At 46.4% G+C, this 15,100-nt stretch carries 7 protein-coding genes; 1 reads left to right on the top strand and 6 read right to left on the bottom strand.

Annotation, left to right across the window (positions count from 1 at the left end; all coding sequences use genetic code 11):
* Positions 1 to 4 precede the first annotated feature (4 nt).
* The 6 genes from AC3E9V_RS01875 to AC3E9V_RS01850 form a co-directional block, all read right to left on the bottom strand.
* Entirely contained in the window at positions 5 to 3,625 is a 3,621-nt protein-coding gene (locus tag AC3E9V_RS01875) for a DUF8578 domain-containing protein (protein ID WP_488751486.1), read from the bottom strand.
* 265 nt (positions 3,626 to 3,890) lie between these two features.
* Positions 3,891 to 5,348: a cadherin repeat domain-containing protein gene (locus tag AC3E9V_RS01870; RefSeq protein ID WP_488751485.1), complete on the bottom strand. Its 1,458-nt coding sequence runs from the start codon at positions 5,346 to 5,348 to the stop codon at positions 3,891 to 3,893.
* Between the two features lie 22 nt (positions 5,349 to 5,370).
* Positions 5,371 to 6,852, bottom strand: coding sequence for a RagB/SusD family nutrient uptake outer membrane protein (locus AC3E9V_RS01865; protein ID WP_488751484.1), 1,482 nt, complete (start codon positions 6,850 to 6,852; stop codon positions 5,371 to 5,373).
* Between the two features lie 38 nt (positions 6,853 to 6,890).
* Positions 6,891 to 9,908, bottom strand: a complete 3,018-nt coding sequence (locus AC3E9V_RS01860; RefSeq protein ID WP_488751483.1) for a SusC/RagA family TonB-linked outer membrane protein — start codon at positions 9,906 to 9,908, stop codon at positions 6,891 to 6,893.
* Positions 9,909 to 10,617: 709 nt separating this feature from the next.
* Positions 10,618 to 13,500 carry a triple tyrosine motif-containing protein gene (locus AC3E9V_RS01855; RefSeq protein ID WP_488751482.1) on the bottom strand — a complete coding sequence of 961 codons (2,883 nt, stop codon included), beginning with the start codon at positions 13,498 to 13,500 and terminating at the stop codon, positions 10,618 to 10,620.
* Between the two features lie 254 nt (positions 13,501 to 13,754).
* Positions 13,755 to 14,000, bottom strand: a complete 246-nt coding sequence (locus AC3E9V_RS01850) for a hypothetical protein (protein WP_488751481.1) — start codon at positions 13,998 to 14,000, stop codon at positions 13,755 to 13,757.
* 296 nt (positions 14,001 to 14,296) lie between these two features.
* Here AC3E9V_RS01850 and AC3E9V_RS01845 point away from each other — a divergent pair, with 296 nt between their 5' ends.
* Positions 14,297 to 14,917, top strand: a complete 621-nt coding sequence (locus tag AC3E9V_RS01845) for an ERCC4 domain-containing protein (protein WP_488751480.1) — start codon at positions 14,297 to 14,299, stop codon at positions 14,915 to 14,917.
* Positions 14,918 to 15,100: the final 183 nt, after the last annotated feature.

The following is a 15,100-nucleotide window of genomic DNA, read 5'->3' as shown; positions in this document are numbered from 1 at the left end:
AGTCTCATTTGTTGATTAAAAATCGAACTGCCTGAAAAGAATCAGGAGCTGTTTTCAAAATATAAAGTCCATTGGTTAATTCTGAAATATCCACCGTGCCATCGAGGGATACGGCTAATTTCAAAATGACCTTACCACTAAGATCATAAATGTAGCAATGATCTGCTTCACCAAAATTCCTAAGGCGGATACTGTCTTTCGCCGGGTTTGGGAAGATCAAAAGGCTGTTGTTTTGCTTGTCTACAGAGTTGACAATGGCTTTACGGTGAGGTATACGAATAAAAATGTCGCCATTAGTGGCTATAAATCCACCTTCTATGTTTCCGGAGACACCCGTTCCCTTTTTATCTCCGGAGGCATCACGAAAGATCATAGCCAGCCAGTAAGCATCTCCAGGCAAGGTGTAATAGTCTTTTGGGATGAGCGTGATCTTCCACTGGCTGGTTCCGGCAATTTGAGTCATCTTTCCCACTCCGTCATCAGTCCCCCAGGTGCCCACTACATTGGCCCAATCGTCACTGGTAGGCTCAGAAATATCAGTGATCACCACTCCTGAATGCATGTAAACTTTTTCGGCATTTACCAGTCCTCGATTACCCAAGGCCGCATTAAAGGTGATTGTAATTTCATTCTCAACTGAGAAGGTCGCCGGATTCACTGAAATCAGTGTGCCCTCCTGAATGATATCCACAAAGATCAATTCATCACGAAACCCTTTCCCCACATTATCATTGGCAGCATCCCTGAAATACATCCCTATTCGAAAGGCTGCTTCCGTATCCCCCAGACCAAAGTACTCTTTTGGGGTAATCACTATTCTCCATTTATCAGAAGCACCCTCCACTTTGGTCATTTCACCTACCCCATCATCCGTTAAGTTTCCAACAATGTGGGTCAGGTCTGTGCCCTCCGGATCATCCGTAACCAGGCCGGCTTGCATATACACTTTTTCTGCACCAACAAGTCCATTGGTCCCATCGGGACTTGCCCTGGTAGCATCAAACTCTATGACAATTTCATCGTCCACCTTAAATCCGGAAGGATTGACAGTAACCGGGTTTTGATAGGTTTTGACCACATCCGGAAACCCCACAGAGATCTGGCTGCTGGTATACACATGAAACTCACCTGCCTTCAGCTCCATGGAGTTATTGGGATTTGAAACTTCAATAGTCTCGCCACTGAAGTAATCATACCAGGTGCCCGTGGATGGAAAGTCAGGGTCTACCGAACCCGGCTGGACCCCAAAATTCCCGATCACACAAATATCAAGGGTCTCATGATCAATAGACAATTGCTTCAGATCTCCGCTTAAGCTGGAGGTATATGTTCCGGCATCTATCACATCGTTATACTCATTTCTCAACTCAAGAATTGCGGCGTAAGCATCGTAAACATATTGCCGCAGATCATCCTCATAATACTCTAAGTTACCTTCTCCCCAGGGCAATGGCTTTTCTGCCAAACGACTGATGTAGTTGATATCAATATCATAACCAAGCTCTCCAAACTGCCAGATCATTTTAGGGCCTGCCTGCAAAAAATGAAAAGCGGCAGCCATCTTGGCCCGTTCCAGCATAATGGCTTCTTTTTTTACATCATAGGAGCCACTTGCCCTGCCATTTGTAATCATTTCATAGGCGGTCCGCTGCTCATCATGACTCTCCATAAAAGTCACATGCGTCAGGTCTTTAGAGCCGGATATATCTGCGGTTTCACCTTTCAGCGCTTCAGCATAAAAGTAGGTAAAGCCTTTCCATAAGATCATGCCTTCATTAGAAAGGGCAGCTTCTTCACTGGCATCACCAAAGTGCTCAAGGATCACGTAGGCATCCTGGTCATAGGTCCGGATCTTTTCCGCCATTCGCTTCAGCAGATCGATCCTGCCCTGGTCATAACCAGACCAGGCATTCACATCGTCTCCATAGTACGTTTGCGTAAAGCCCTTAGACAAGTCAAACCGAAAACCATCGAAGTGATACTCCTGTATCCAGTAGTGATTGACACTATCCACGAGAGCTTTGGTGTACGGACTTTCGTGGTTGAAATCGTAACCTACGTTGAACGGATGTTTTGCAATCGGATTGAACCAGGGGTTATCTGCACTCACCGTATTGCTAGCAGCGTCCCAATACATCTGCACCATGGCATTCTGGCCAAAGGCGTGGTTTAAAACCATATCCAGGATTACAGCAATGCCCTGCTGGTGTGCCGCTTCTATGAAAGCTTTCAGATCCTCTTCGGTTCCATAATATTTATCCGGGGCAAACTGGTAGGAAGTATTGTATCCCCAGCTGGAGTTACCTTCAAACTCCATAACAGGCATAAGCTCGATGGCATTAATGCCAAGCTTTTTCAGGTAGGTGAGCGTATCAGTAAGATCCTGGTAGCTATGTGAGCCAAGGAAGTCCCTGATCAGCAACTCATAGATCACCAGGTCCTCTTTCGCCGGAGGTGTCCAGGCAGCCTCTGAGGCGGCCCAGTTGTATTGGGTTTGCGCTGTTTGAAGTACGGTCGCGATCCCATAATCAGTTCTTGTATATTCGGGTAAATCCGGGTACAGTGAATCCGGGATGTACTGGTCGTTCCATGGGTCAGCAACCTGCTCAGCATACGGATCACCTATTTTGACCGTACCGTCTACCCAGTATTGAAAAACATAATCCTGACCTGGAGTGAGTCCCGTGACTTCCAGCCAAAACAACTCCCCGTCAGAAGTCTGGTTCATTAGATAATCTGCAGAAGTCAGCCAGGCATTAAAGTCCCCTACCACGTAAACAAACTCCTTTCCGGGAGCTTCCAGCACCAACGTTGCTTTCGTTTCATCAGTGTGGTAATTAATCCCTTTCTTTAATCCTGCCGGAAGGTCGGCGGTAGTAGTAGCTGGTCTCAGGTTGATGACCAGGTTCTTTATCGCTTCTGTCACTTCCCCGTTTATAGTTGCAGTAACTTTTAGCTCGATGGTATCCGAAACAGCCGGAGTGAAATCATATGAAATGGTTGTTCCCGAACTCACGGAAGTCTTTTCATCACCATCAATAAAGAGACTCATTGCAGAAACCTCGCCTGACGCTTCAGCTGCCATGGTGATTGGTTCGCCTTCTTCCGGAAAAAGGTTTTCTTCCCGGGGTGAAGTAATGGTTACGTAAGCGCTTACATCAAGATCCACATAGATGTCGCCATTTGAAGCGACCGTTCCCCAGCTGTAGGTTCCGGGTGTTCCTTTGCCCTCTGCCGAGCCGTTCGCATTTCTAAAAACCATGGCCAGCCGAAAGATGTTTTCACCCTGAGGTACTTCGTAATAGGTTCTTGGAGTCATGGTGATCTCCCAAAGATCCTCCGATCCGGAGACTTTGGTCATCTTGCCAATCCCATCATCCATTCCCCAGTTTCCAACCACGTATTCCCAATCCGTACCACCGGGTTCACTGGTTACCACTCCGGAATGCATATAAACAGTGCTTGCCCCGACCAGCCCACCAGTCCCTTCAGTAGCATCAAAAGTAATGGTGATCTCCCCGTCACCTGAAGCGCTTTCAGGTTCGATGGCAATCAGCTGGCCTTTAAGTGAACCAGCCAAAAGGAACGTGGCAATAATCAAAATGGATCTATAAAACTGCTTCATATACAAAATCAAAAAGATGAAAATAAAGGGCCACAAAAGCTGTGACCCCTTACCAAATACGAATAGTATTGAAGAAATACCCTGAACTATTACTACTTTGTCAAGTTGCGATTTGGGAGTATGGGTTTGATAAATTTTTCTATAACCCCCATCGGCCCCCTTTGAAAAGGGGGAATATTTGTGTCAAACCCATACTCCACTATGATCATTCAATATAACCTGACAAAGCAGGACTATTCAGGATGTAATTATTAACCTTCAGTGCTTATTGCCCGGATAGCTGGTAAGTACCATTTCCCTCGGTAAAGTCCACTGATATGGTATACGTTCCGGCCTCAATTCCTGCAGTAGACAGGTTTGGTCCGTTACCCTGCACATCAAAAGTACCCGAAAGAGCATCACCGGAACCATAGGCCCATTTATCTCCCCATTGTCCGTAATCAGGCAGCAGGAGATATTCAGCATCAGCATTCAGAGCGATTGTTATCTCATAGGTGCCGTCACCGGTTTTGGTAAAATCCTGACCTGAAGAAGCACCCCAATCACCGGGACTTGCCGAACCTACGATCACAATTTTCTCACCCAGGGTGAAAGTAGCGCCCTCAAATGTTCCGACAGTTACCTGCACGGGATTGGTCTGTCCATCCCATGTTGCAGACTGCTCAAAGCCATAAGCATTTGTGCCGATGGCGCTTGCTTCGCCTTTCACCACGATATATTCCACTTCGCTTTTCGGTACGGCAGCTGCTACCATATTTTCCTCCTCAAACGGGATCATTTCCCAGGCATTATCCAGGTTTGCAGCACCTTTCTCTACCACATAGTAAGTGCCGTCATTGGCATCCGGACCATTGAGCTCAGCTACGAATGTCAGCATGCCCGGCTGAATGGCTCCCGCAGGTACAGCCAGTGTTTCCGCTTCAGCGGTTTCCGGAACTACGGTCTCTCTGTCAGCCCAGTTGTAAGCTGTGATGGTAATCTCACTTTCGCCATTGTAGACAAAGTTGCCGGGTATAGAGCCTGTAGCTGTTGCCATCTCTTTGCCCCAGTTACCACGGGTGATCTTGAAGTTGTCCCCGCTTTCCAGATTGATAGCGAGCTCATAGCAGGTATCATCCAGCTGATCAAAAACGAATGGTGAGGCGCCATCACCTCCTCCGTCCCAGTCACTTCCTCCTTCGCGGGTACCGAAGCTACCGGTTAGATAAATGTTGTCATCATCTTCTGGCAGATCTGCTCCCTCTGGCACATAAAGTCGGATCCAAACGCTTGTACCGGAAGGCAAACCGTCAGTATAATCGCAATAGACTGGATTTACGTTGTTGATCACATTGATATCGTATGATCCGGTAGCTGCTTCACCCGAACCGTTCATGGAATAACTAACGGTATAAATACCCGTTGGCGCTACATCATTACTGGGAAAAGGAACATTGAACGATACTCGATTTAGCTTATCTGCTGTGATGTTTCTCAATGTATTGGTGGCAACCACTTCCGTACCTCCCTGTGCCGTGATGTTTACCGTTACTTCCTCCAGGTCTGAGCCTTGAGCTGAAAAGGATACAGGTACATGCTGGCTGCCACTGGAGATCACCACCAGATCATACGACTGGTTTCTAAGCTCCGCCAGCATTGGTTCTATGGTATCCTCGGCACAACCCCAGGCGATCAAGCCCAGGATCATGCTTACAAGAATGTATGAATATTTATAAAATTTCATGCTTTTAAAATTTTTAGGTTGATTAATAGCCTGCATTTTGATCCAAAGTTGGATTATTAGCTATAGCGTCCGCAGGGATAGGAAACAACTGGTAGGTATCAGTACTTGCCTGCTTGAAGCTTCGGGCATCAGTGAACGTCCCGAAACGGATCATATCCTGTCGTCTGTGTCCTTCCCAGCAGAGTTCGCGGCCCCTTTCATCCAGGATCTCATCCAGCGTCAGTGTGCCCGCAAAATCATCAAGCCCTGCGCGATTTCTTACCTCATCTACCAACGCTCTTGCGGCACTCTCATCTCCTCCGTTTCTCAGGATCGCTTCAGCTTTGGTAAGCAAAACATCCGCATGCCGGAAAACCGGAAAGTCATTTGATGAACTGGCACCATCATAAGGTGGTACAGGTAAAAACTTGGCGTTCCTGGCTCCTTCTTCAAGTCCCGCGCTTGTCAGCGAAGAAATATCTAACTGATAATTGACTCCTCCGGGTTGTGCACCTACTAACCATTGACCTTTTCGCTTGTCCATATCATCATACATATTGACAAAGTCCTGGTGCACAGTTGCTCCGTTCCAGGTACTGAAACCAAAAAGTGCATTTCCATGAGGACCGTGTAGCGAACGGATACCTATGATGTTTCGAGGAGCATCGTTTGCATCCACAAAAACAGAAAGGATCACTTCCTGGTCTGGTAGCACATCGCCAAATATGGCTTGCGAACCTGCATTGTCATAAAGGTCCTGTACCAGAGAAAATCCACCTTCATCGATGATCTTATCGCAGGCTGCGATAGTCTCCGTCCAGTAGGTATTGCCGGTGTATACCTCTCCGTTGAGGTAAACCTTAGCCATTAGGGCATAGCCTGCCCATTTATTGAACCGCCCGTAGAAAGCACCTCCTTTTGTTTCAGGGAGCTGATCCACATAGGTCTCCAGCTCATTGATCACAAAGTTGAAGATCTCTGCTCTGGGCGTTTGCGGGATTTCCTCAATCGTCACGTTGTTTTCTGTATAGAAAGGTACGTCTCCCCAGCCATCCATCAGCATGTAGTAGAAATATGCTCTCAGCACTCTGGCTTCTGCAATTCTGGAAGCGTCTGCTTCTGCAGTTTCAAGCAACTCTACAGCCAGGTTAGCCTTAAACACACTTCGGTACAGCCAGTTCCAGGTATTGCCAATAAACTCCTGCGAACCCGTCCAGGTGTGAGTATACATTGCTCGCCAAATGCCATTATCATCCCAGGCTCCATCAGACCGAGTAGGAATAATCATCTCATCGGTGCAGGTTTCGTTGAGGTCATACCATCCACGGTCTGCGCCCGCAATCCCTTTACCGTTCCAGTCACCTCTCACCTCATTGTAGATATTGGCCAGTGCGGCATTTACTCCGGTCTCGCTGGCATAAAACTCATCTGCTACCTGCTGACCGTATATTCCCTCTTCCAGATCTGTACAGCTTGTAATAAAAGCTGCAACTGCTATTATCATTAAAGAAATATGCTTCTTCATACTCGTATTTTTTAGAATCTTAAAAGATCTCATGATGTCTATTGAAAAGTGGCATTGATGCCGAAAGCGAAGTTTCGGGTACGTGGATAAATACCATAGTCAATACCAAAACCATTTCCGCCGTTTGTACTTAGCTCCGGATCAATCCCCGTATAATCCGTAATTACAAACAGGTTGTTGGTGGTAAATGAGAATCTCAGACTTTTGATCACATTCCAATTGCTTGTCTCCACATTATAACCTAAAGTCAGGTTCTCCATTCTGATAAAATCACCATCTTCCAGCCACAGATCGCTGGCATAAGTAATGTTATTGATGCCGGTTTCCAGTGCGCTTTGCAGCACGTTACCCTGGCCTAAAGTACCCAGCGCACTCAGTGAGGCTTTTCGGGCATTGTAGATCTGGTGACCATGTGCACCTCGCAGTACCATACTCAGGTCAAAGTTTTTAAACCTTACAGTAGGTGTAAATGCCCACATGTATTTTGGCAAAGCCTGACCTGCTTTGTAACGGTCGTCGTTTTCACGATTACCATCCTCTACTGACCCGTCTCCGTCCAGATCATCTATAATCTGTGATCCGCCATTGTCTACTCCGGCGTGCTTAAACAGGTAGAAAGTGCCTAATTGCTCTCCGATGATCAGGTGAGAAATGGCATTGTTAGTGGAAGCTACTCCAGTAGTACCTCCACTACCCCATACCACATAGTCGGTCTCCAATGGCAGGCCATTCAGCGTACCGTTCAGTTCCTGCACTTCGGTATTGAGCGCCGTGAAGTTACCTCCCAGTGTGAGTGAGAAATCGCCGTTATCAATTGCTATATAATTTAAGCTGGCCTCAATTCCCTGGTTCAGCACATCCCCAATATTGGCTTTGATGGTTCCGAACGGATATGGAGGCTGAGGCACCTGGTAGTCAAATAGCAGGTCGCTTGTCAGGCCATGAAACACATCTACCGAACCTGATAGCCTGCCATCCAAAAAGGCATAATCAATTCCGGCATTGTACATTTTCTTTACTTCCCATCGGAGATCGGGGTTTTCGTTTTGAGTGATGGAAAAGTTGGGGATCAATGCTCCACCGAAGTAAGTAGTACCAGCATTATTTGCCAGCCTTACGGAATTCAATGGTCCAAGGCCTTGCTGATTACCGGTTTCACCGTAACCCAACCTGATCTTCAGATCATCAATAAAAGAAACTCCCGACAGGAATCCTTCATCAGAAATTCTCCATGCAACAGAACCAGCATAAAAGTTTGCCCATTTATTATTAGCTCCAAAAACGGAAGATCCGTCTCTTCTTACGCTTGCGCTGACGTAATAGCGATTGTTGAAATCGTAGGTTGCTCTTGCAAGGAAAGAGGCCAGGGTCCTGTCATTCTTGTAAGAAGAAATATCGCCCTGACGAAACTGCGTAGGATCACCGGACTGTAAAGAGCTCAGATTGCCTTCAGTGTCCACAAGGAAAGCTCTCGCAGTAGCAGTATAGCCATCATAGACCTGCTTTTGCCATTCATTTACTCCGGTAAACTCCACACTGTGATCACCAAAATCTTTTTTGTAGTTTATGATCAGGTTATAAAGTTTCTCATCTGCATTTTCAGTGGTTTTGCTGGCAATGCCATCCGGCAGGTCATTCACATTTTGTACGGCATCCGGATCACCAATATTCCTTGCATCTTCTCGCGTCGTACGTGCAGATACGTAGTTTTGATATTGCCGCTTTGTCTTTCTCCATGTACCAAAAGCAGTGGCTGTCAGTCCGTCAATGATCTCATATTCCAATCGGATGCTTCCGAAAATATTGTTAATCTCATCACCATCCACAATTTCCTTAGTTCGTGCTACGGGATTGATGTAGGCAAACGCATTGGGATCTATAAAATAGTTTCCGACATCCTCAAATAAAGGACTACCGGTATAAATGGGATCAGTAGGTCTTCTGGTTATAGCCTCATTGATTCGCCCGCCGTTATTGAAATCTCTGCTTAGGTTAGACAGGTTAAAATTGACGGTGGTAGTAAACCGGTCAACTTTTTGGGTCCCCTGAAACCTCGCAATGTAGTTTTCGGAGTTGGAGTTTTTGACAATTCCCTCCTGCAAGATCCCGGTCACAGAAGCCCGGTAGGTAAATGACTCACTTCCACCGGAAAATGCCAGGTTATGGGTTTGGGTATACCCCCGGCGGGTAACCTCCTCAAACCAGTTGGTATCACCGCCATAGTCGGCAGCTTCTGAGATGCCTCTGTCAGCAGCAGCTGTCCGCCACTCTTCAGCAGTCAGCACGTCGTAAGATTTTGCTATAAGTTCTACAGAACCTACCCCACTGTATTCAATGGTTGTGGTTCCGGCTTTTCCGGTCTTGGTGGTAACCAAAACCACACCAGCAGCACCTCGCGAACCATATATGGCTGTGGCTGATGCGTCTTTCAGGATCTCAATCGACTGGATCTCACTGGGTGGCACCTGTCTCAGCAGCTCGAGGTTACCCTGCACTCCATCTACCACTACCAGCGGATCGTTTCCTCCGATGAGCGAGGTAATACCCCGTATCCTGATATTGGGCGCCTGGCCGGGCTCACTCCCTACCTGGTTAATTGAAACACCGGCTGCTTTACCGGTGATCTGCTGAAGCGGGCTGGTTACCGGTCCCTGGTTGAAATCCTTTTCGCCAATGGAAGCAACTGCTCCCGTCACATCTTCTTTTTCCTGCTGTCCGTAACCCACTACCACTACTTCAGAGAGTGACTGAATATCCAAAGCCATAGACACGTTGATCTCGCTTTGTGAGCCTACTTCCACTTCAGTCTTTTCATAGCCTATAAAAGAAAAAACCAAAGTGGCTCCTTCATCTACGGATAAACTATAGTTTCCGTCAAAATCTGTAACCGTACCACTGGTGGTACCCTTTACAATGACATTTGCGCCAGGGATGGGACTTCCATCCTCCGTATCGGTTACCGTACCACTAACTGTCCTGCCCTGAGCAAGTAGTGTGCTGCTTCCCAGCAGCCAGATCATGGTTGCAACCAACAGTTTAAAGTAACTCTTCTTCATACTTCGTCTATTTTGGTATACACTTTTAATTTTTAAAAAATCTCAACAAGAGCTTTCAAAACGGATGTTGCTTTGAAGTATTCGCAATTATTGATAGATGAAATATGAAATACTTTAAGGTCCGGTCCTATGCACCGAGGGTCACAATAAGTTATCACCTTGGGGACCAATCAAACCTTCATCGGAGGTACATAATCAGTCATTTTAATCGATTCAATCGTTTTCAAGGTCATTAAAATGGCACAATGAAGGGGTTAACAAAAGGTTAACAAAATACTTTTTTTAAGGCTATGAGAGGTCGTTTTCAGAGAGGAGGGATTTTGTCGATGTTAACCATTTGATAACCTAAACGGATGTATTTATTATGTACGATTTACACGGAAGGTTTACTATGTCATCTGGAAAATCTGACAGTAAACTACCAGGCACCTCCCCTTGTGGACCCCTCACCGGCCAGCTGTCGGGAGCTCCCGTTGCGCAGGAAAACCCCTCCGCCTTTTCTTATGTGCCGTAGCCTCAGGCGGAGGTGTACAGGCAACCCCTCAGTCCTGCGGACAGCTCCCCTGACACAGGGGAGCAGCGTGCACTGCAAAAATTATAGGTCATCTTAAAATTTGACAGTGAACCACCAATCATGACGCAAACGGCTCCCCTCCTGTTTTAGGATAGTCCCGCATTTTGCATTTTGCGTCTTAGCGTGAAAACTTATTTACACAGAAAGAATGAAGTCCGTAAGGCCCTGACCATGGTCCAGGTCCAGCTTTTTTCGGATACGGGCTCTGCTCACTTTTACACTGTCCGGAGAGATGCCAAGGATGGAAGCACACTCAGGTATAGACAGGTTGAGACGGATCAGCGCACAGTGACGAAGCTCCTGATTAGTAAGTGAAGGGCAGTTGATCTTGAGCTTGGTGTAAAAGCCTGTATAGACCTGTTCAAAATAGAGCTTAAACTCATCCCAGTCTCTATCCAGCTTAAAGCTTTCGTCAATAATCTTTAAGGTCTTTCGCAGCTCTGTCTGCGGGACACGTTGTGGAGACTTGATAATCCCCTCCAGCTTATCCCGGAGCTCTTTCAGCGTTTCGTTTTTCTGAATGATATTCAGGGTATGAGTGGTTATTTGCTTATTTCTGAATTCAATCTGATCCTGTAGCTGCCTTTCTTTTAAATGGAGGAAATTCAGATCTGCTTCTGATAGTGCCTGCTGAGATTTATATACGGCGTTATTCTTGGCGATCAGCTCTTCCTTCTGTTTAATGATGTGATTTTTCTGCTCGATAATCTCATTTTTCTGACGATTGATCTGCTCTGTGCGCTCCTCTATAATCCGCTGCAGCCTTCTTTTTTGCCTGATCAGGCTATAGTGATAGACCCTTGCACCAAGCGCGAAGACCCCGATGGTAGTTACGGAAAATAAAAAGTAAGCCCACCACGTCTTAAACCATGGGGCAGCCACATTAAACCGGAGCGTCGTTGGCTCACTCCATAAGCAGCCCTTTTCCTGAGCCCGCACCTGTAACTCATAACTACCTTCAGAAAACCCTAAAAAGGAGACCTGCCTGCTGGTGGTTGCTTTTGACCAGGAGTCTTCCAGGCCAGTTACTCTGGACTGATAAAGGATGTCTTTGCCAGGATAGCTGAGTGCAACAAATTCTGCCTGCAGCCTGCCATGATACGGGAGCACCATCACCCCGGCTTCATTTCGTTCAAAAGAGGAGTATTCTGCTATTTCCTTAAATATCGGGGAAGGTGTTTTTTTGAACTGAACCTGGCTAATATCCACCTTTGCCAGCCCTTTTGCTGTGGCAATCAATAGCTCTTCGTCCCTGATAAGAATACCGCGCTCCTTCAGGATCTTGGATGGTAGTCCGTTTTCATTGGTAAAAAGTATTGCATCCCGCCCATCAAAAGCAATCAACCCATGATTACTGGCAGCCCACGTAATACCCTGCTTGTAGACTACCGCTTTGTAGCTTTCACCGGGATCCATCTCGGGCACGGTGATCCGGCTAAGTAATCCATTTTCCAGGTAGAGCAAACCCTCACTGCTGGCCAACCAGACATTTCCGGAAGGCTCGATAGCAATATCTTCAATAGAAATATTGGCCTCCGGATGAAAGTCCGGCTTATAAGGTACAGGATGAAATGAATCTTCCCCGGAGCTAAGTTTATAGATGAAGTTCTCCTTCCCGTATATGCCGCAATAGATCGATCCGTCAGGTCCTTGTTTCACTACATTTGATGAAGTGATGTTTTCATAAAAGTGAAGGCTATCACTACCATCTATCCTTATCAGGCCACCCTGATCGCCGGCAAACCATTTGTTTCCCTGCCTGTCCGGAAAAACCGATTTTATGGCTCTGCCGGTACTATCCTTAAGCGTGATCAATTTGCCACTGGCCAAATCATACTTGTAAATAGCTCCAAAAGAATCCCCTATCCACAGATCACTTTCATCTGCGGTGATACAGTCGAAGTATTTGTTTTTAGAGACTAAAACCTGAGTCACCGGCCCGGAGCTCCCCAGCTCCGTCTTCCTGACCTCCTGGCCGATGGAGTAATAAAGGTCATCTCCGGATAATCCTAAAGACTCTATCCGGTATCTCCCTACATTTGCCAGCATGGATATGGGCGATTGGGAAAATAGACCTACGTTTTCACTGCCGATCACCCACAGCTCCCCTGTTTGCCGGTCAAAATAAAAGTCCACCACGTCGTTGAAATTGACACGGGCAATCTTTTCGATGGCTTTGCTCGAAAAGTCAAACCGGAACAGTCCCTGGTCCCAGGTGCCTACAAATACTTCATTTTCTATCCCGATCAGAGCGGAGACGTTTTGAGGCTCGTCATAAAAAGCGGTGGCCAGGATCTGGCTGTAACTATCTATTTTCAGCTGATAAAGGCCTTCTTTCCCACCGATCAGCAGATGGTCTCCTTTAATGATGGAAAACCCCGTGACATCAGTCAACGGCAGGGAGGTCACCTCTTCCAGCTCATCCTTAGCTTTATTGTACCGTAGCAGATCGCCCTTGAATGGCGCCATCCACAGGTTCCCAAAAGCATCCTCATCAAACAAAAAGGTACGATGATAGCTGATAGACTGGTACTCAGTGCCCAGGTTGTACCGCTTCATCCCGCTTCGGTTTATTCTGACTACCGAATTCACCTCACCTATCCATATAGTACCTGACTGATCCTGGTAAATCGACTTAGGGTAATTAAGCTGCTCTCCGTAGACCTTATTTCCTAGCTCAAAAGGTTTGAAATACGCACTGTCAGCGGTTTTTACTACCTCTTTGAGGCCCAGGTCATTGATCACCAGCAGGCGACCGTCAGCAGTGCTTAGAAAATTTTTAGTGAAGGTACTCTGCAGGCCCCGATCGTATAGCTCGGACCAGGTCCCGTCATAGTTCAGGACTCCCTGATCCGTGGCAAGCCAGATATAGCCTGTAGTGTCTTTGATGATGCCTTTGATAATCTCATTTGAAACCACCCCTTCCAGCTCGTGATAAATGTACCTGTCATCCTGACCCCAAAGCTGAAGTGAGGGCAGAAGGAAGAATAGCAACTGAAATAATGATCTATAGGACAATTTCCAGGGGATTTTAGGTTGTAATTTAGATAATGCGACGAAATGGTGACAGGTTCCATCCAAAAGGATGTATGACAAAAAAGAAATTTTCTCCCCAAGACGACAGGACACACTGTTTTTTGATAATTTAAGTTGCGATTCAAAGTCGTGCAACTACTCGGAGTGGTGGCACGACTGCTACCTTCGATTATCCTTTCACCTCCACATTAGCAGAGGCGAAAATTCTTGATACTACTTTTGTAGATTTAATATATTTACTTCCAAACACCAATCCGTCCGCGTCCGCAGGACCTGACGGCATTGGTGAAAATAAAAAACGAAAATCCCCAAACCCCACCCGCCATTTTTCCCATCTCTGCAATGCCTATGCGAAATATATCAACGAAAAGTACGATCGCCACGGCAGTCTTTTTCAGCGGCCATTCAAACGAAAACCGGTAGAAGATAATCATTACCTGCAGCAGGTGATCCTCTATATCCACAACAACCCTGTACATCATGGTTTCATATCGGATCCAGCTGACTATCTATGGTCATCGTACCACACCTGCCTGAGCGATAAACCTACAAAACTGAAACGCGGAGAAGTGTTGGGCTACTTTGATAATAGTGTGAATTTTAAAGCCGTTCACCGGGACTATTCCGGGTACGAGGCATTGGAAGCCTGGCTGGAAGAAGCAGAAAAAGATACAGGAACCTAAGGGCCATTACTTTTCCTACCTCCGGGAAGCTTTAAAAAACAAATTCTTTTTTTGTAATTTATCGGCAAGTAAAATGTTCATTAAATCACCTGGCCATGTTCATTGTCGACTATCGCGAAAAACCCTCCGGAATACCTGACCTGCTCTTAAGGCAGGCAAAGCCCGTAAGTATAAGCGAATTAAAAAACGGTGATTATCAGGTAAATGATCAACTGCTCATAGAACGTAAATCGGCTGAAGATTTTGTGATTTCCCTCATTTCAGGGCGGCTGTTTAACCAATGCGCGAGGTTGTCCCGTTCAGCCTTGAGACCACTGCTGCTGCTCGAAGGAGACCCTTTCCAAACCGGGCACCAGATTGATCCCAATGCGGTAAAAGGAGCCCTGTTGTCCGTTATTACCTCCTGGCAAATACCTGTTATTTATACTCGTAACCATAAAGATACAGCTGAGCAGTTAACCATGTTAGCTGAGCAGGCTTATCAAAAGGAGTTTCCTATACGATTGAATGGTTACAAATCAAAGCGGATACAGACACAAAGGTTTCGCTTTTTGCAAGGGCTCCCTAAAGTGGGAGCGGTGATGGCCCATCGGTTATACGACCATTTCGGATCTGTGGAAGCGGTGGTAAATGCCAGTAGAGAGGAGTTACAGCAAGTGAAAGGTATGGGCAAAAAAGGCGCTGAAAAGATCAGAGAATTTATTACAGGGGAGTAGTTTTGACGAATCCGTTAGTGTCTGCACATTTACTAATAATGATAGTAAAGCATCATTAGTTGAGCCCTTTCCCCCTTTCAGCCTAACCTCAAAACCTTGGCCCAAAACCTCCAGCCTTTGAGTCACGGGCCAGCGGAAAAGAAACCAAGCCTGTCTTTCCCCTCTCTTTTAATCACACCATCA

The organism is Marinoscillum sp. HNIBRBA16962 (assembly GCF_057801515.1).
The sequence above is the reverse complement of the archived record's forward strand: the minus strand, read 5'-3'. Positions and strand labels throughout refer to the sequence as shown.

What these genes read in the sequence shown, in the direction of transcription:
- AC3E9V_RS01850 (WP_488751481.1), bottom strand. Translation starts at nt 14,000, where the DNA reads ATGATGTACAGGGTTGTTGTGGATATAGAGGATCACCTGCTGCAGGTA.
- AC3E9V_RS01860 (WP_488751483.1), bottom strand. Translation starts at nt 9,908, where the DNA reads ATGAAGAAGAGTTACTTTAAACTGTTGGTTGCAACCATGATCTGGCTG.
- AC3E9V_RS01845 (WP_488751480.1), top strand. Translation starts at nt 14,297, where the DNA reads ATGTTCATTGTCGACTATCGCGAAAAACCCTCCGGAATACCTGACCTG.
- AC3E9V_RS01870 (WP_488751485.1), bottom strand. Translation starts at nt 5,348, where the DNA reads ATGAAATTTTATAAATATTCATACATTCTTGTAAGCATGATCCTGGGC.
- AC3E9V_RS01875 (WP_488751486.1), bottom strand. Translation starts at nt 3,625, where the DNA reads ATGAAGCAGTTTTATAGATCCATTTTGATTATTGCCACGTTCCTTTTG.
- AC3E9V_RS01865 (WP_488751484.1), bottom strand. Translation starts at nt 6,852, where the DNA reads ATGAAGAAGCATATTTCTTTAATGATAATAGCAGTTGCAGCTTTTATT.